The 18073-nt window shown below is 68.1% G+C and carries 15 protein-coding genes; 8 read left to right on the top strand and 7 right to left on the bottom strand.

Annotated elements, in window-relative coordinates; all coding sequences use genetic code 11:
* Positions 1–41 precede the first annotated feature (41 nt).
* The 4 genes from RCO38_RS00520 to RCO38_RS00505 are packed head-to-tail and all read left to right on the top strand — an operon-like array spanning position 42 to position 5754.
* A complete protein-coding gene (locus tag RCO38_RS00520; RefSeq protein ID WP_308326323.1) occupies positions 42–2414 on the top strand; it encodes a DNA internalization-related competence protein ComEC/Rec2 in 2373 nt (790 codons plus the stop codon).
* 46 nt (positions 2415–2460) lie between these two features.
* The gene (locus tag RCO38_RS00515; RefSeq protein ID WP_308326322.1) at positions 2461–3900 is read left to right on the top strand and encodes a circularly permuted type 2 ATP-grasp protein; all 1440 of its coding nucleotides are present in this window, start codon (positions 2461–2463) and stop codon (positions 3898–3900) included.
* A gap of 12 nt (positions 3901–3912) precedes the next feature.
* Positions 3913–4872 (top strand): alpha-E domain-containing protein, encoded by a 960-nt coding sequence (locus tag RCO38_RS00510; RefSeq protein WP_308326321.1) that lies wholly within the window; start codon positions 3913–3915, stop codon positions 4870–4872.
* A 45-nt stretch (positions 4873–4917) separates the two neighbouring features.
* On the top strand, positions 4918–5754 hold the full coding sequence (locus RCO38_RS00505; protein WP_308326320.1) for a transglutaminase family protein: 837 nt from the start codon (positions 4918–4920) through the stop codon (positions 5752–5754).
* Positions 5755–5767: 13 nt separating this feature from the next.
* Here the strand turns inward: RCO38_RS00505 and mltB are convergent, their stop codons facing one another.
* The 4 genes from mltB to RCO38_RS00485 form a co-directional block, all read right to left on the bottom strand.
* Positions 5768–6967, bottom strand: coding sequence for a lytic murein transglycosylase B (gene mltB, locus RCO38_RS00500; protein ID WP_308326319.1), 1200 nt, complete (start codon positions 6965–6967; stop codon positions 5768–5770).
* A complete protein-coding gene (locus RCO38_RS00495; RefSeq protein ID WP_308326318.1) occupies positions 6964–8973 on the bottom strand; it encodes a transglutaminase family protein in 2010 nt (669 codons plus the stop codon). Before RCO38_RS00495 ends, mltB begins: the two co-directional genes overlap by 4 nt.
* Before the next feature lie 98 nt (positions 8974–9071).
* Positions 9072–10064, bottom strand: a complete 993-nt coding sequence (locus RCO38_RS00490; RefSeq protein WP_308326317.1) for a DUF58 domain-containing protein — start codon at positions 10062–10064, stop codon at positions 9072–9074.
* A complete protein-coding gene (locus tag RCO38_RS00485; protein ID WP_308326316.1) occupies positions 10061–10990 on the bottom strand; it encodes an AAA family ATPase in 930 nt (309 codons plus the stop codon). Before RCO38_RS00485 ends, RCO38_RS00490 begins: the two co-directional genes overlap by 4 nt.
* Before the next feature lie 26 nt (positions 10991–11016).
* Between RCO38_RS00485 and RCO38_RS00480 the strand changes: the two genes are divergently transcribed.
* Genes RCO38_RS00480 through RCO38_RS00470 form a run of 3 tightly spaced genes read left to right on the top strand, consistent with a single transcriptional unit; the run spans position 11017 to position 14027 of the window.
* Positions 11017–11970 carry a histone deacetylase family protein gene (locus tag RCO38_RS00480; protein WP_308326315.1) on the top strand — a complete coding sequence of 318 codons (954 nt, stop codon included), beginning with the start codon at positions 11017–11019 and terminating at the stop codon, positions 11968–11970.
* A 9-nt stretch (positions 11971–11979) separates the two neighbouring features.
* A complete protein-coding gene (locus RCO38_RS00475) occupies positions 11980–12753 on the top strand; it encodes an enoyl-CoA hydratase (protein WP_308326314.1) in 774 nt (257 codons plus the stop codon).
* Positions 12747–14027 (top strand): mechanosensitive ion channel family protein, encoded by a 1281-nt coding sequence (locus tag RCO38_RS00470; RefSeq protein ID WP_308326312.1) that lies wholly within the window; start codon positions 12747–12749, stop codon positions 14025–14027. The genes RCO38_RS00475 and RCO38_RS00470 overlap by 7 nt, the downstream gene beginning before the upstream one ends.
* 13 nt (positions 14028–14040) lie before the next feature.
* Here the strand turns inward: RCO38_RS00470 and RCO38_RS00465 are convergent, their stop codons facing one another.
* The 3 genes from RCO38_RS00465 to RCO38_RS00455 all read right to left on the bottom strand — a co-directional run bounded on the left by RCO38_RS00465 (position 14041) and on the right by RCO38_RS00455 (position 16927).
* Complete coding sequence (locus tag RCO38_RS00465) at positions 14041–15336, bottom strand: TRAP transporter large permease (protein ID WP_308326310.1); 1296 nt, start codon at positions 15334–15336, stop codon at positions 14041–14043.
* A complete protein-coding gene (locus RCO38_RS00460; protein ID WP_308326308.1) occupies positions 15333–15824 on the bottom strand; it encodes a TRAP transporter small permease in 492 nt (163 codons plus the stop codon). Before RCO38_RS00460 ends, RCO38_RS00465 begins: the two co-directional genes overlap by 4 nt.
* Positions 15825–15910: 86 nt before the next feature.
* Positions 15911–16927, bottom strand: coding sequence for a TRAP transporter substrate-binding protein (locus tag RCO38_RS00455; protein ID WP_308326307.1), 1017 nt, complete (start codon positions 16925–16927; stop codon positions 15911–15913).
* 394 nt (positions 16928–17321) lie between these two features.
* On the opposite strand from RCO38_RS00455, the gene RCO38_RS00450 reads away from it, so the two are divergent.
* A complete protein-coding gene (locus tag RCO38_RS00450) occupies positions 17322–18071 on the top strand; it encodes an electron transfer flavoprotein subunit beta/FixA family protein (RefSeq protein ID WP_308326306.1) in 750 nt (249 codons plus the stop codon).
* Positions 18072–18073: the final 2 nt, after the last annotated feature.

Below are 18073 nucleotides of genomic sequence, written 5' to 3'. Positions count from 1 at the left end.
AGTCCCGCGCCACGGCGCATGGCCGTCCGGCGGACCGCCTGATGCACCCGCTGTGGGCGGTGCTGCCCGGCGCGGTGCTGGGTGTGGCGCTGCAGCTGCAGCAAGGGCGGTTGTGGCCCGGGACCATTTACGGGGCGCTGCTGGCGGCGGCGCTCCTCCTGGCGGGCATCGCCACACGGATCGGCGGCGGGCGCCGTATCGGGTGGGCGACCGGCGTGGCCCTGCTGGCGGGCGCGCTGGCCGCGGCCGGGGCCACAGGCCTGCGCGCGGCGAGGTACCAGGCGCAGGGGCTGGCCCCCGCGATGGAGGGCGTGGACCTGGTGGTCACCGGGCAGGTGGCCACCCTGCCCCAGCGGGGCGCCGACAGCGACCGCTTCGAGTTCGTTGTGGAATCGGCGACGCAGGGCGGGCAATCGGTGGACCTCCCGCCGCGGCTGCTGATCAGCGACTTCCGCGGGCAGGGCGCGGGGCGCTCCTGGCGGGCGGGCGACGCCTGGCGGCTGACGGTGCGGCTCAAGCGGCCCCATGGTGCATCGAATCCCCACGGCTTCGACCGCGAGCGCTGGCTCTGGGAGCAGGGCATCGGCGCGACCGGCTACCTGCGCGCCGGCCCGCGCGACCCTGCGCCGGTGTTCCTCGGGGCGCACGGCAGCCACCCGGTCGAGGCCGCGCGCCAGTGGGTGGCCGACCGCATCGCGGCACGCGTGCCGGAGCCGCGCAGCGCCGGCGTGCTGGCGGCGCTGGTGGTGGGTGACCAGGCGGCGATCGAACGCAGCGACTGGACCCTGTTTCGCGACACGGGCGTGGCTCATCTGATGAGCATCTCCGGTCTTCATGTCACGGTGTTTGCATGGCTGGCCACGGCGGGCATCGGCTGGGGCTGGCGGCGCTGGGCCCGCGTGTGGCCGGGGGTGCTGCTGGCCGTGCCGGCGCCGCGGGCGGCGGCCTGGGGTGGTGTGGCGGCCGCGGCCGCTTACGCCCTGTTCTCGGGCTGGGGCGTGCCTGCGCAACGCACGGTGCTGATGCTGGCGCTGGTGGTGGGGCTGCGGCAGGGCGTGCGCCAGTGGCCTTGGCCCCTGGTCTGGCTGCTGGCGATGGTGGCGGTGCTGGCGCTCGACCCCTGGGCGCTGCTGCAGCCCGGGTTCTGGCTGAGCTTTGTGGCGGTGGGCATCCTGTTCGCCTCGGGGAGCGGCGTGCAGCACGGCCGGATGGTGCGGCTCTTGCGCGAGCAGGCGGTGGTGACGGTGGCCCTGGCGCCGCTGGGCGTGTTGCTGTTCGGCCAGTTGTCCCTGGCCGGCCTGGCGGCCAACCTGCTGGCGATTCCCTGGGTGACGGGTGTGGTCACGCCGCTGGCCATGCTCGGCGTGCTGGTGCCGTGGCTGTGGGACCTGGCGGCGCTGGCGGTGCAGGGGCTGGTCGCTTTTCTGCAGTGGCTCGGGGGGTGGCGCTGGGCCACGCTGTTCTGGCCCATCCCGCCCTTGCCCATCGCGTTCTGCGGCGTGGCCGGCGGGCTGCTGCTGGCACTGCGCCTGCCCTGGCCGCTGCGCTCGGGCGGGCTGGTGCTGCTGACGCCGATGCTGGTCTGGGCGCCGTCGCGGCCCGGGGCGGGCGAGTTCGAGGTGCTGGCGGTCGACGTCGGCCAGGGCAGCGCAGTGCTGGTGCGCACCGCCGGCCACAGCCTGCTCTATGACACCGGTCCGCGTTACGGCCCGGGCAGCGACGCCGGCGACCGGGTGGTGGTGCCGCTGCTGCGCGCGCTGGGCGAGGCGCCCGACGCAGTGGTGGTGAGCCACAGCGACAGCGACCATTCGGGTGGTTCTGCTGCGGTGCGCACTGCGTGGCCGCAGGCGCGCTGGCTGTCCTCGTTCGGCGACGGTGAGCGCTGCCTGGCCGGCCAGCGCTGGCAGTGGGACGGGGTGGACTTTGAACTGCTGCATCCGTCGCCCGAACACTTCGATGACAACGGCCAGGGGCGGCTGCCGAGCAACGCCATGTCCTGCGTGCTGCGGGTGGGCAACGGTCGGCGCTGGGCCTGGCTCAGCGGCGATCTGGACGCCGAGCGCGAAACCCGGCTGGCCCTGGCGCGGCCGCAGTTGCGGGCCGACCTGCTGCTGGCGCCGCACCACGGGAGTGCGTCCTCGAGCAGCCCGGTGCTGCTCAACACCCTGCGTCCGTCGGTGGCGCTCGTGCAGTCCGGCTACCGCAACCGCTTCGGGCATCCGGCGGCCGTGGTGGTGGACCGGTACCGGGCGCGGGCCATGCACTGGGTGACTTCGCCCCAATGTGGTGCGGCGTTGTGGCGCAGCGACGAGCCTTCCGGCGTGCATTGCCACCGGGATGCCGTGCGTCGCTACTGGCACCATCCGGGTGCGCCCATGGAGGATGAGGGCGATGGCGCGGACCCGGGTGGGTGACCACTGGCCCGCTCCTTGCTATGCTGAGCACAGGAGAAAAAAGCCCATGAGCCGACCGATGTTTGACGAAATGAACGCCTCCCCCGAGGAGGTGCGGGCCCACTACCTGAACTACGCTCGGTGGCTGGCACAACAACCTGAAGAGGTCATGGCATCGCGCCGGGAAGAGGCGGAAATGATCTTTCGCCGGGTCGGCATCACCTTCGCGGTGTATGGCGCCAAGGACGAGGACGGCGCCGGTACCGAGCGGCTCATCCCCTTCGACCTGATTCCCCGCATCATCCCCGCGCACGAGTGGAAGCGCATGCAGGCCGGCCTGGTGCAGCGCGTGACCGCGCTCAACCGCTTCATACACGACGTCTACCACGACCAGGAAATCATCAAGGCCGGCCACATCCCGGCCGACCAGATCTTCCAGAACGCGCAGTTCCGCCCTGAGATGATGGGTGTGCAGGTGCCCAGCCAGATCTACTCGCACATCGCGGGCATCGACATCGTCCGCGCGCCGAACGCGAAGGGCGAGGGCGAGTACTACGTGCTCGAAGACAACCTGCGCGTGCCCAGCGGCGTGAGCTACATGCTCGAAGACCGCAAGATGATGATGCGGCTGTTTCCCGAGCTGTTCGGCCAGAACCGCGTGGCGCCGGTGGCGCACTACCCCGACCTGCTGCTGGAGACCCTGCGCGCGGTCAGCCCCGCGACCACGGCCGAGCCCACCGTGGTGGTGCTCACGCCCGGCATGTACAACAGCGCCTACTTCGAACACGCCTTTTTGGCCCAGCAAATGGGTGTGGAACTGGTCGAAGGGCAGGACCTGTTCGTCAAGGACAACTTCGTCTACATGCGCACCACCAAGGGCCCCAAGCGCGTGGACGTGATCTACCGCCGCGTGGACGACGACTTCCTCGACCCGCTGGTGTTCCGTCCCACCTCCACGCTGGGCTGCGCCGGCCTGCTGGGCGTCTACCGCAGCGGCAACGTGACCATCTGCAACGCGGTGGGCACCGGCATCGCCGACGACAAGTCGATCTACCCCTACGTGCCCAAGATGATCGAGTTCTACCTGGGCGAAAAACCGATCCTCAACAACGTGCCCACCTTCATGGGTCGCAACCCGGACGACCTGAAGTACATGCTGGACAACATGGCCGAGCTGGTGGTCAAGGAGGTGCACGGCGCGGGTGGCTACGGCATGCTCGTGGGCCCGGCCGCCACGAAGGCCGAGGTGGACGAGTTCCGTGCCGTGGTCAAGGCCAAGCCCGACGGCTACATCGCCCAGCCCACGCTCAGCCTCTCGACCTGCCCCACCTATGTGGAGAAAGGCATTGCGCCGCGCCACATCGACCTGCGCCCCTTCGTGCTGAGCGGCAAAGAGGTGCAGATGGTGCCGGGCGGCCTCACGCGCGTGGCGCTCAAGGAGGGTTCGCTGGTCGTGAACTCGTCGCAGGGCGGCGGCACCAAGGACACCTGGATTCTGGAAAACTGAGAAAGACACGACATGCTTTCGCGTACCGCCGACCACCTCTTCTGGATGTCCCGCTACACCGAGCGGGCCGAGAACACCGCGCGCATGCTCGATGTGAACTACCAGACCTCGTTGCTGCCGCAGTCCGCCGCCGTGGCCCAAGTCGGGTGGCAGGGCCTGCTGTCGATCAGCGAACTGATGCCCAGCTACACCGCCAAGTACGGCCAGGACATCACACCGCGCAACGTCATGGACTTCATGGTGCGCGACGAGTCCAACCCGTCGAGCATCGTGGCCTGCCTTCGTGCGGCGCGCGAGAACGCGCGGGCGGTGCGCGGCGCACTGACCACCGAGCTGTGGGAGACGCAGAACGCCACCTGGCTCAAGCTCGCGGGCTATCTCAAGTCGAAGGACTTCGAGCGCGACCCCGGCGCGTTCTTCGAGTGGGTGAAGCACCGCTCGCACCTCTCGCGCGGGGTGGCCGTGGGCACCATGCTGCAGGACGAGGCCTTCCACTTCTACCGCATGGGCTCCTTTCTCGAACGCGCCGACAACACCGCGCGGCTGCTGGACGTGAAGTTCCACGCGGTGCAGAGCGACTTCTTCGGCGCCGCCAGCGCCGAGGACCAGGAGTACGACTTCTACCACTGGAGCGCGATCCTGCGCTCGGTCTCCGGCTTCGAGGTCTACCGCAAGGTCTACCGCGACGTCATCACGCCCGAGCGGGTGGCGGAGCTGCTGATCCTGCGACCGGACATGCCGCGCAGCCTGGCCGCCAGCATGAACGAGGTGGTGGCCAACCTGAGCGTGGTGGCCAACGAGATCTCGGGCGAGACCCAGCGCCGCGCCGGCAAGCTCAAGGCCGATCTCCAGTACGCGCGCATCGACGAGATCCTCTCGACCGGCCTGCACGCCTTCCTCACGCAGTTCCTGGACCGGGTGAACGAGCTGGGCGGCCGCATCAGCCAGGACTTCCTGGTGCCAAGCCACTGAACGGGCCGAGTACGATGCGGGTCCCCGGCGCGAACCGGAACCCGCATGAAACTCGTCGTCCACCACCACACCCGCTTCCGCTACAGCCAGCCGCTGCTCCACACCGTGCAGGCGCTGCATCTGTGGCCGGTCAGCAGCGCCTGCCAGAGCGTCGAGCACTGGGAGCTGCGCGTGCCCGGCACGCTGTGCGACCAGCCCGACATCGAAGGCAACCGCGTGCACAGCTACTCGCTCTCGGCGCGGCCTGAGAAGAACCTGCTGGAGAACAGCATCACCGCCCGGGGCACGGTGCTGACCCACGGAGTGGCCGAATTCAACGACCTGGACGCGCTGCCGCCGCCGGGCTTCTACCTGCGCTCGACCCCGCTGGCCGAGCCGCACCCGCGCATGGCCATGTGGGCCCTGCAGGCGGTGCCGGGCCTCATGGCGGCGCGTGCGCGGGGCGAGGTGCCGGGCACCACCGACCTGGTGGCCCTGGCCCATGCCGTCGCCGACAAGGTGCAGTACCGCAAGGGCCGCACGGGCGTGGAGACCACCGCGCTGGAAGCGTTCGACTGGGAGCTGGGCGTGTGCCAGGACCAGGCGCACGTGATGGTGGCGGTGTGCCGCAGCATCGGTCTGCCGGCGCGCTACGTCAGCGGCCATTTCTACGCCGCCAACGAGCCGGACCTGGCCAGCCACGCCTGGGTGGACGTGTGTGTGGACCCGGCGCAGCGCCGCTGGTTCAGCCTGGACGTGACGCACCGCTGCCCGACCGACGAGCGCCATATCCGCCTGGCGGCTGCCACCGACTACAGCGCCTGCACGCCTGTCAAGGGCTTGCGCCGGGGCGGGGGCGACGAGGAGATGGCGGTGGACATCCGGATCACACCGGCCGGCTGAGCGCGGCCAGGGCTCAGCGCACCGGGACCTGGGCCTGCACCGCCTGGCCCAGTTCGATCACCGCCAGGGCGTAGTAGCTGCTCCAGTTGTAGCGGGTGACGGTGTAGAAGTTGTCGGTGCCGGCGAGGTAGGTGGGGGCGGTGCCGCCGTTGGCCGGGTCGCCGTTCTGCAGTTCGATCAGCGCGAGCTTGCCGATATGTCTTTTCCCTTCGGCATCCAGCACGGCGCCTTTGGCGGCAAAGCTCTCGGCGCTGAAGCTGGGCAGGATGTCGGGCGCGAGCAGAGCCTCCTTGTCCAGTGTGTTCAGGTCGAAGCCCACCGCGTAGTGGGTCGGCTGGCCGGGTTGCCAGCCGTAGGCCTTGAAGTAGTTGGCCACCGAGCCGATAGCGTCCACCGGGCTGTTGAGCAGGTCGATCTTGCCGTCACCGTCGAAATCGATCGCGAAGCGTGCCCAGCTGCTGGGCATGAACTGCGGCCAGCCCATCGCGCCGGCGTAGCTGCCACGCATCACCTGCGGGTCCATGCCGGTGCGCTGGGCCAGGCTCAGGAACTGCTCCAGCTCGCCGCGGAAGAACTCGGCCCGCGCCTCGGCGCGGGGGTGGCTGGCCGGAAAGTCGAACGCCAGCGTGGTGAGCGCGTCGATCACGCGGAAATTGCCGGTGTGCTGGCCGTACAGGGTCTCGACCCCGATCACGCCGACGATCAGGCTCGCGGGCACGCCGAACTCGCGCTCGGCGCGCTCCAGGGCTGTGCGGTGGGTGTCCCAGAAGCGCTGGCCGGCGCGGATGCGCATCGGCTCGACGAAGCGGGCGCGGTAGGCCGCCCAGTTCTTGAACGCGGCGCGGGGCGCCGGCAGCGAGAGCCGGATCACGGCGGGCTGGCGGCGGGCGGCACCGATCTGTTCGCGCACCCACTGAGGGTCGAGCCCGCGGCGCCGGGCCAGGTCGTCGGCAAAGGCCATGGCCGCGGGGGACTGCGCGTACACCGTGAGGTCCGTCGCGGGCGGCGTGTCCGCCGGTGGGGCGGGCAGCGCTGCAGGAGGCAGCGGCGGCGGAGCTTCTGCGGGGGGCGCAGCAGCGGGCAGCGGGGTGGCCGGTACGACGGGGGTGGGAACCGGTGTGGTCTCCACCGGGGTCTGTGCCTGGGCGGCCGGCCCCATCAGAGACAGGCAGAGCAGGGCGGGCAGCAGGGCGGATCGGGATCGTGGGCTCATGAGGGCGCCCGTCGTTCGGGCCAGGGCATCTGTTGAAACTGTTTCTGCAGCGCGGTCAGCGTATCCGGGCTGTGGGGCGCGTAGCGCAGCGCTTCAAGGCGCAGCAGCCAGGCGCCCAGCTGCTGCGTGAAAACGTCGTCACCGAGCCGCGCCGATGCGACGCGCGCCAGCTCGCGCGGTGTGGCGTGTTCGCCCGCCTCGACACCCAGCCGGGCCAGTCGGCTGCGCACGCGCATCAGCGTGCGCAGCCAGGGGTCGTGCTGCTGGCGCTCCCACAGGGCCCAGGCGGCGCCCGCGAGGCTGACCAGCACGACCACGCCGATCAGCACATAGGCCAGATCGGTCCAGCTGGGTGACTCGAAACCCAGGCTCTTGAGCAGGTCCAGCTGCCGGCCCTGGGTGTAGCTCAGCACCCACTGGTTCCAGCCGTTGTTCACCGCTTCCCAGACGTCGCGCAGCTGCTGTGCAAGCGTGGGGTTCAGGGTGCCCAGGGCGGCGCCGATGGCGCCCTGGGGCGCCACCAGGCGCTCGAACGACCCGATGCGGGACGGCGCCACCGCGCTCGTGGGGTCCACGCGCACCCAGCCCTGACCTTGCAGCCAGACCTCGGCCCAGGCATGGGCGTCGCGCTGGCGCACCGTCCAGTAGCCGTCGACGGCGTTGAGCTCGCCGCCCTGGTAGCCGGTGACGATGCGGGCCGGGATGTCCAGCGCGCGCATGAGGATCACGAAGCTGGAGGCGATGTGTTCGCAGAAGCCTTCTTTGCGGTCGAACCAGAACTCGTCGGCGGTGTGCTGGCCGTAGACGCCGGGGTCGAGCGTGTAGGTGTAGCCACCGGTGCGCAGGCGGTTGAGCGCCGCTTCGACCAGCGCCGGGGCGGACTGCGGCCCGGACCCATGTTCGCGCCGCAGTTCCTGGGCGAAGGCCAGGGTGCGCGGGTTGAAGCCGGGCGGCAGCGCGATCTGGTCCTGCAGTGCCAGCGACGGCTCCAGCGGGCCGTGGCGAAAGCGGGTGTGGCTCTCGGCGCGGTAGCGCACCAGCTCGGTCACCGGGCGCCGCACGAACCACTGCAGTTCCGGCGTCATGAACGCCCGCAGGCCTTGCAGCTCGGGCGCCTGGCTGGCCGCCTCGAGCACGAACACCCAGGGCCGGTGGTTCGGCTCCATGGTGACCTCGTAGCGGATCGGGTCGCCGGCAAAGGCCAGGTGGGCCTGCAGCTCCATGTGGGGCGGAAAGGCCGAGCGCAGCGGCTTCCATTCGACGCCGTCGAAATCGGTGAGCACCGGTCCGCGGAAATACAGCTCTCGCTGCGGCGGCACCGGGCCGTCGAAGCGCACGCGCAACGCGATGCGGTCGTCCAGCACCAGCTCGGCGATCTGGCCGACCCGCATCTTTCCGGACAGGCCCGAGCGGCCGTCCATGCCGTCGCCTGGCACACCCCACAGCGGAGAGAGGCGGGGGAACAGCATGAAGGCCACCACCATGATCGGCGCGCCCAGCAGGGCCAGGCGAGCCGCGATGCCGGCGCTCTGCCGCAGCGGCGGATGCCCCACCGGCATGTGGGCATTGACCACCGCTGTCAGCAGGCCCAGCAGCGCCACCAGGATGCCGGCCGCCGTGGGCAGCGACTGCGAATAGAAGAAGTGGGTCAGCAGCGTGAAGAAGCCGAGGAAGAACACCACGAAGGCGTCGCGGCGCGCCCGCAGCTCCAGGGTCTTGAGCGCCAGCAGCACGACGATCAGCGTGACCCCCGCGTCGCGGCCGAGCAGGGTCTTGTGGGTCCACCAGGTGGCGGCCAGCGTGACCAGCAGCAGGCCGATCCGCCAGCGCCAGCCGGGCAGTGGCCGGCCGCGCAGGGTAAGCACCGCGCGCCAGACCAGCACACAGGCGGTGAGGGCCGAGCACCACCAGGGGATGTGCGGCACCTGCATCATCGCCACCCAGGCGATGACGGCCAGCAGGAACAGGGTGTCGCGGGTGTCCCGCGGCAATGTCTTGGCCCCCACGCTCCACCGCTGCGCGGGTCGCTGCCCCCCAGGGGGGCGCGTTTCGTCTTGGGGCGGCCCGGCGGCGAAACCCCTGTCGCTGTTTCTGCGTGTCTTGGTCAGCACAGGGCAAGTGCCTCCAGGCAGCGGGCGCGGTGCGTCGGGCCCTGGTCGGGGACCAGCTCGTGGCCGGGGATGCGCAGGCCGTAGTCCAGCCCCAGGCGCTCGGCCATCAGCACCCAGGCGGTGAGGCGCGAGAGCCGTGACTCCAGATCCGGGGCTCCGCAGCGGGTGTGGTCCAGCCAGAGCTGCTGGCGCTGGCTGGAGAGGGCGTCGCGGCTGACCAGGTCGTCGCGACCGGCCGCAAAGGCCTGCGCCGCCTTCTTCCAGACGACGGACTTTTGCGGGTCGCCCCGCCGGTACGCGCGCACACCGTCGAATTCGCCGGTGGTCTGCACGCTCGCGCTGCCGGCGAAACCCGGCTGTGGTTCACCAGGCGGCAGGGGCGGCGGGTGGGCTTCGGGCGCGGGGTAGACCAGCACCTGGGTCGCAGGTCGCCACACGGTCCAGACGCGGAAGGTGCCCATGGGGAACAGGGTGACGGCGGTCAGCGGCGCCAGTGGGTGCAGGCCGCGCCGGGGAAACACCGACGCGACCTGCAGGCGGGCGCTGCCCTGGGCCGGCACATCGGTCCACGCCAGGTGGGGTTCGCCGGCAGAGGTCTCGGCGACCACGCCGAGGCCAATGCCGTGGCGCGCCCGGCCCTTGTCGTTTGCCAGCCGGATGTCCAGCGCCGCCGCGTGGCCAGCATGCACCGGCGCAGGCGGGCTCAGGTGCAGGGTGAGGCCGCGCAGGTTGGCGTGGCTGCTGTGCATGCCGGTCAGTGCACTGCCGGCGAGCAGGAAGGTCAGCAGATAGCCCAGGTTCAGCTGGTAGTTGATGCTGCCCACCAGCAGCAGGAGCAGGGTGAGCGCCAGCATCCAGCCGGCGCGCGTGGGCAGGATGTAGACGTTGCGCTGGGTCAGCAGCAGGGTGTCGGTGCGCGGCAGCCGCGCATGGAACCACTGCCGCAGCCGTCGGCGCAGGGCGTGCAGCGGGGCCAGGGGACTCACGGGATGGGCGTGGCGTCGATCATGGCCCGCACCTGCTCCATCGCGCCTCGGCCCGCGTCGCTGACCGGCACCAGGCGGTGGGCGGCGGTCTGCGGCAGGATGGCCGCGATGTCGTCTGGCGCCACGTAGTGCCGCCCCTGCAGGAAGGCCTGGGTTTTGGCGGCGCGCACCACCGCGAGTGCCGCGCGGGGTGAAAGTCCCTGGGCGAACCAGCGGCCCGAGCGCGTGGCCGCCACCAGGTCCTGCAGGTACTCGAGCACCGGCTCGGCCGCGTGCACGGCCAGAACCTCGGCCTGCAGCCGTGCGAGGTCGGCTGGTGTGAGCACGGCCGGCAGCTGTTCGATCAGCTCGCGCCGGTCCGCGCCGCGCAGCAGCTCGCGCTCGGCGGCCCGGTCCGGGTAGCCCAGGGAAATGCGCATGTGGAAGCGGTCCAGCTGCGACTCGGGCAGGGCATAGGTGCCGAGCTGGTCGAACGGGTTCTGGGTGGCGATCACGAAGAAGGGCACCGGCAGGGCGCGCGTCTGTCCTTCGACGGTGACCTGCTTTTCCTCCATGGCTTCGAGCAGCGCGCTCTGGGTCTTGGGGCTGGCGCGGTTGATCTCGTCGGCCAGCAGCACCTGCGCGAACACCGGACCGGGGTGGAACACGAAGCCCTCGCGGCCACGCTCGTAGATCGACAGGCCGACCAGGTCGCTGGGCATCAGGTCCGCAGTGAACTGCACGCGCGCAAACTGCAGCCCGAAGGAGCGCGACAGCGCGTGGGCCAGGGTGGTTTTTCCGACCCCGGGAACGTCTTCGATCAGCAGGTGTCCACCGGCCAGCAGGCAGCCGACACAGTCCGAAACCTGGGCCGATTTGCCTACGATGACCGTGTTAAGCTGGTCCAGAAGCTGTCTGATTTTTGTGTCAGTTGTGTCGGCGTGCATGCCGTGAACCTTACCGTAAAAAAGTGATGAGCCAGGCCACCGGTTATTTCACCCACCGCGACTGCTGGCGGCACGAGATGGGGCCGGGACACCCCGAATGCCCTGCCCGACTGGACGCGATACAGGACCGTCTGCTGGCCTCGGGACTGGACATGGCCCTGGACAAGCGCGAAGCCACGGCGGCCGCGCTGGCTGATCTGGAACTGGCCCACGGCCGCATGCACCTGGCCGCGCTGCGCGGCCTGTCCGACCAGCTGCGCGACGACATCGCCGCCGGCGGTCCGGACCACGCGCAGATCGACCCCGACACCTCCATCAATGTGCACAGCTGGGATGCGATCCTGATGGCCGCAGGCGCTGCCATCGACGCCACCGACGCGGTCATGGCCGGCGAACTGGCCAACGCCTTCTGTGCGGTGCGCCCGCCCGGGCACCACGCCACGCGCCACCAGGCCATGGGCTTCTGCTTCGTCAACAATGTGGCGGTCGCGGCCAAGTACGCCCTGGAGCGCCACGGCCTGCAGCGTGTGGCCATCATCGATTTCGATGTGCACCATGGCAACGGCACCGAGGACATCGTCGCGGGCGACGAGCGCATCCTCATGTGCAGCTTCTACCAGCACCCCTTCTATCCGCCCTGGGACCACTCCACCGCCGCCAATCTGGTGAACCTGCCGGTGCCTGCCTACACCAGGGGCATGGAAGTTCGGGAACTGGTCGACATGATGTGGCTCCCACGGCTCGATGCCCACCGGCCGCAGATGATCTTCATCAGCGCCGGTTTCGACGCCCACCGCGAAGACGACATGGGACAGATGGGGCTGGTGGAAAGCGACTATGCCTGGATCACCGAGCGCATCAAGGAAGTCGCCGCGCGCCACGCCCAGGGCCGCATCGTGAGCTGCCTCGAAGGCGGCTACGACCTCAGTGCGCTGGCGCGGAGTGTGGAGGCGCATCTGCGCGTGCTCTCAGGGCTTTGAACATTGAACATGACCGACGATATTTTTCTCACCAGCCGCGACGACCGTGGCGTGCACACCCTCACCCTGAACAACCCCCGGACGTTCAACGTCCTTTCAGAAGCCATGATGGGCTCGTTCCAGCGGGCGCTGGACGCCGTGGCCGCCGACCCCGGAGCACGGGCCGTGGTGATCGCAGCCGAGGGCCGGGCCTTTTGCGCCGGGCACGACCTCAAGGAAATGAAGGCGCGCCCGGAACTGGCCTACTACCAGTCCCTGTTCGCGACCTGCTCGAAGCTCATGCTGTCCATCCGCAAACTGGAGGTGCCGGTGATCGCGCGCGTCCATGGCCTGGCCACCGCTGCCGGTTGCCAGCTGGTGGCGCAGTGCGACCTGGCGGTGGCCGTGAAGGAGGCGAGCTTCGGCGTCAACGGCATTGACGTGGGCCTGTTCTGCGCGACGCCGAGCGTGGCGCTGTCGCGCAACATGCTGCCCAAGCAGGCCATGGAAATGCTGCTGACGGGTGACTTCATCTCGGCCGACGAGGCGAAGGCCCGTGGGCTGGTCAACCGGGTGGTGACGGCCGACGCACTGGACGCCGAAGTGGCCGCGCTGGTGGACCGCATCCTGGGCAAGCCGCGCGAGGCGCTCGCGATGGGCAAGGCGCTGTTCTACCGGCAGCTGGAGACCGGCATGGAATCGGCCTACCAGCTGGCTGGCCAGACCATGGCTTGCAACATGGTGCACGAGGTGGCGCAGGAAGGCGTGCAGGCCTTCATCGAGAAGAGGGCGCCCCGATGGTGAGCAACGACACACCGCCCATCCAGGATTTCGATGCCTGGCTGTCCGGCTTCCAGCAGACCACCGTGTGGATCGAGCTGGGCGTGCTGGCGCTGTGCGTCGTGGTGGCCTGGGGACTGGGGAGCCTGCTGCGACGCGGCCTGAACATGCAGCAGGAGAGGTCATCGATCCTGTTCGGCCATCAGGTGGTCGACGGGGTGCTGTTCCCCGTGCTGCTGCTGACCCTGGCGTACATGGCCCGCAGCGCGCTGGCCCAGCAGGTTCCGCTGGCGGTGTTCAAGGTCGCGATTCCAGTGCTGGTGTCTCTGGTGGTGATCCGGGTCGGCGTGAAGGTGTTGCAGGCGGCGTTCTCGTCGGCGCCCTGGGTGCGGGTGATGGAGCGCACCATCTCTTGGATGGCCTGGGGTTTCATGGTGCTCTGGGTGAGTGGCCTGCTGCCCATCGTGCTGGACGAGATGGAGCGCATCACCTGGAAGATGGGGTCCAGCACGGTGAGCCTGCGCACCCTGATTGAAGGGGCCTTGACCGCGGGCGCCATGCTGATCGTGACGCTGTGGATCTCCGCGGCAATCGAAGCGCGCCTGCTCAAGGCGGCCATCGGCAGCGACCTGTCGCTGCGCAAGGCGCTGAGCAACGCGACCCGCGCCATCCTGATGTTCCTGGGCCTCATCGTCGCGCTGTCGGCGGTGGGCATCGACCTGACCGCGCTGTCGGTGCTGGGCGGTGCGGTGGGCGTGGGCATCGGCTTTGGCCTGCAGAAGCTGGCGGCCAACTACGTGAGCGGTTTCGTGATCCTGGCCGAGCGCAGCATGCGCATCGGCGACAACGTCCGGGTCGACAACTTTGAAGGCCGCATCACCGACATCACGACCCGCTACACCCTGATCCGCTCCGCGGCGGGGCGTGAGTCGATCGTGCCCAACGAGATGCTGATCACCAGCCGCGTGGAGAACCTGTCGCTGGCGGACCCCAAGGTGTGGCAGTCCACCGTGGTGTCGGTGGGTTATGACAGCGACGTCGACGCGGTGCGCCGCGTGCTGGTGGAGTCGGCACTGGCACAACCGCGGGTGCTGCGCGAGCCGGCACCCAACGCGGCGCTGTCGGCCTTCGGGGCCGACGGCCTGGAGTTCACCCTGGGGTACTGGATCGCCGACCCCGAGAACGGTCAGCTGAACCTGCGTTCCGACATCAACCTGGCGGTGCTGGCCGCGCTGCGCTTGCACGGCATCGAGATTCCTTACCCCCAGCGCGTGGTGCACATGCGCGCGGGAGGGTGAGCCAGGCGAAGCGTCAGGAGCGCATCAGGCTGGGCAGCCACAGCGAGATGGCCGGGAACGCGATCAGAATGGCTAGTCGCACGATGTCGGCCATCACGAAGGGCCAGACGCCCCGGAAGATCGCATTGAGTTTCACATCGGGCAGCAGGCTGTTGATGACAAACAGGTTCATGCCCACCGGTGGCGAGATCATGCCGATCTCGACGATGGTCACGATCAGGATGCCGAACCACACAGGGTCGAAACCGAGGCCGGTGATGACGGGAAAAAACACCGGGATGGTCAGCAGCACCATCGAGAGTTCCTCCATCACCAGGCCGAGTGCCACATAGATGCCCATCATCATGACGACCACCATGATCGGGTTCGGACTGAACTGAAGGATGAAGTCCCGCAGGTCGCCCGGCATCGACGTGAAGTTCACGAAGTTGCTGAAGATCATCGCGGCGATCAGGATGGTGAACAGCATCGCTGTGGTGCGGGCACTCTCCACCAAAATGTCCATCAGAGCGCGTGGCGTGAGCGATCCCCGCAGCAGGGCGAACATGAAAGCGCCCGCCGCACCGACACCCGCACCTTCAGTGGCGGTGAACACGCCGCCATAGATGCCTCCGATCACCAGCGCGAAGAGCACCACCACTCCCCAGACCCCCCGTATGGCAATCCACCGCTGGCGCCAGGTGGCCCGCTCCGCCGGTGGGCCGGCGGACGGATCTTTCCAGGTGATGAACACCACGGCCATGCACAGGCAGACGATGGCGACGATGCCCGGGAGGATACCGGCGATGAACAGCTTGCCGATGTCGGTTTCGGTGATGATCCCGTAGATCACCATGATCGTGGACGGCGGGATGAGGATGCCCAGCGTGCCACCGGCACCGATGGATCCGGCAGCCAGTGAGTCCTTGTACCCGTGTGCCTTCATCTCCGGGTAGGCGACGCGAGTCATTGTGGCTGCGGTTGCGATAGAAGAGCCACAGATGGCGCCGAACCCGCCGGACGCGATCACGCTGGCCATTGCGAGCCCCCCGCGTTTGTGTCCGACAAATGCATTGGCTGCTGAAAACAGCTCCCGCGCCATGCCCGCGCGGGCAACGAAATTGCCCATCAGCACGAACAGCGGGATCACGGACAGCACGTACTGGAAGCCGGTTTCAAAGATGACCTGGCTGGTGCTCGCAAAAGCGGGTGACCAGCCACGCATCAGACCCAGTCCCGCAATGCCCACCAGCGACATGGCGACGGCCAGCGGCACGCGCAGCAGCGCCAGCAGGAAGACTGCAGCAAATCCCAGGGCGGCTTCGGTCATGCGGCTCCCCCGGCATCCGACGTGGAGGCAGGCACGAACACGAACAGAAAATGCACCAGCGCCGTGATCAGCAGCAGACCAGCCATGAGCCAGGCGACCGGAGCGATGGAAAACTGCAGGTACACCGTGGTGTCGCCGTATTCGGCAAACCGCAGCGCTCTCTGCATCATCAGCCATGCCAAGCCGGCAAAAGTGGCCGCGCAGACGAGTTCGATCAGCCGGTTCTGGACCTCCTTGACCCAGGGCGGGATCAGGTGGTCGAGGGAGTCGAACACCACGTGTTCGCCCCGCCACGACACGAGCGGTAAAGCACCGAAAATCACGATGACCATCAGGATCTCCGTCAACTCCAGACCACCTGGGACCGAGTGATTGAGGAACTTTCGGCCGGTGACGTCAAAAAGGGTCAGCCACATGATGGAAAACAAGGCCATTGCCGCCATGAGGCCTGTGGTCCAGCGAAGCAGCTTTTCAAGGGTCTGAAGCATGATGGGGTGTCAGACAAGACAAACCGGCGGGGCGGCCACCGCGGCCATCCCGCCGGTCATCAGACGGTGCCAGGCTGGCACCAGGCTTACTTGATCTTCGCGATTTCGGCGCGGAACTCGGCCAGCACCGCCTTGGCGTTCTTCAGGCCCTTGGCTTCCGCAGCCGCCGCCCACTTGTCTTCCAGCGGAGCCTGTTTGGACTTGACCTCGTTCACGAAGGCATCAGACGCCTTGATGCGCTGCACGCTCTGCGCCTTCTGCGCGCCGTTGACCGAGGCGTCGTCCACCTTGTCCCAGCCGGCACCGAACAGGCGGGCGGCGTATTCGCCCGAGAGCTTGTCGATCACGGCCTTGTCCTGCGCTGCAAGGGCGTCGTATTTGGCCGGGTTCATCATGAACACGAAGCTGGTGTTGTACAGGCCGCCGGGCAGCGTGGTGGCGTGCTTGATCATGCTCAGCTTGAACGAGGCGATGGACTCGTCGGGGAACAGGGTGCCGTCCATGACGCCGGTGGACAGCAGTTCGAACGCCTCGGTGGCGGGCTTGAGCGTGGTGTTCCAGCCCATCAGCTTGGTCAGCTCATTGATGTTGCCGCCGCCGATGCGCCACTTGAGCGTGGCCCCATCGGCGATGCTGTTGACCGGTTTCTTGCTGTTGAAGATGGTGCCGGGGCCGTGGGTGAACACGCCCAGCACCTTCACGCCCTTGTGCTCGCCCAGCGGTGCGAAGTACTTGCTGTAGATGCGCTGGTAGGCCACCGAGGTGGCCATGGAGTTGTCGCCCAGGAACGGGAACTCGGCCATCTGGGTGTTGATGAAGCGGCCCGGGGTGTAGCCGTCGACCGTGAAGGAAATGTCGGCCAGACCGTCGCGCACCGCATCAAAGGTGCCCGGAGGGGCAGACACAGCCTTGGGCAGGATGTTGCACTTCATGCGGCCGGTGCTTTCCTTCTCGAGGGCATCGCACCATTCCTTCTGTGCCACGCTCAATGTGTGCGTGGGAGGTACCCAGGTCGACGCCGTGAACACGGTCTGGGCCTGCACGGCGGTGCCCGCAAACAGGGTGGCGGTGATCGCCGCAGCGGCGGCAAGACGGAACTTCATGCGTTGTCTCCTGGGTTTGAATCGTTACGAAAGATAAACAAAAAGACCTGATTCACTATAGGCCAATCCCCTTGTCGGCCCCCTAGTGAATTACCCGAATTGGCCGACCGACTGGTCGGTTAATAGGGATATCCCTTGCTTTGTCGTCGCAGCGGCAGACGCGGGGCGCCTGCGACTGGGAAGATCGCGGCCTTGGCCTATAATCTAAAAAAGAACGGTCGTTCGTTTTTGTCGCGTCGCACCAGAAACCCGGTAGGCCCGGGGGATGCCCTGGTGGTCTTCGGGGCGCGACATACAATCCGAATTGACGTGCACGTCAATTCGGGCGGTCCGCCGAACCGTGCATGACTTCCGCTTTTTCTGTCAGTTTTTTTACCTCCAGGAGCAACCGAACATGAAGGTCATCGTCCCCGTCAAACGCGTGGTGGACTACAACGTCAAGGTGCGGGTCAAGAGCGACGGCACGGGTGTGGACATCGCCAACGTCAAGATGAGCATGAACCCGTTTGACGAGATCGCGGTGGAAGAAGCCGTGCGTCTGAAGGAGAAGGGCGCGGCCACCGAGGTGATCGCCGTCTCCTGCGGCGTGGCCCAGTGCCAGGAAACCCTTCGCACGGCCATGGCCATCGGCGCCGACCGCGCCATCCTGGTCGAGACCGATGTGGAGCTGCAGCCCCTGGCCGTGGCCAAGCTGCTCAAGGCTCTGGTGGACAAGGAGCAACCCGGTCTGGTGATCCTGGGCAAGCAGGCCATCGACGACGACGCCAACCAGACCGGCCAGATGCTGGCGGCGCTGGCCGACCTGCCGCAAGCCACCTTCGCCTCCAAGGTGGAAATCGCCGGTGACAAGGCCAAGGTCACGCGTGAAATCGACGGCGGCCTGGAAACCCTGGAAGTGAACCTGCCGGCCGTGGTCACCACCGACCTGCGCCTGAACGAGCCGCGCTACGTGACGCTGCCCAACATCATGAAGGCCAAGAAGAAGCCGCTGGAGACCGTCAAGCCTGCGGACCTGGGCGTCGATGTGGCCCCGCGCCTGAAGACCCTGAAGGTGGCCGAGCCGGCCAAGCGCGGTGCGGGTGTCAAGGTGCCCGACGTGGCAGCCCTGGTGGACAAGCTGAAGAACGAAGCCAAAGTGATCTGAGG

This window comes from Hydrogenophaga pseudoflava, from assembly GCF_031020795.1.
In the GTDB taxonomy this organism is placed as follows: Bacteria; Pseudomonadota; Gammaproteobacteria; order Burkholderiales; family Burkholderiaceae_C; genus Hydrogenophaga; species Hydrogenophaga pseudoflava_A.
Note: the sequence above shows the minus strand (reverse complement) of the source record. Positions and strands in the feature narration are given on the sequence as shown.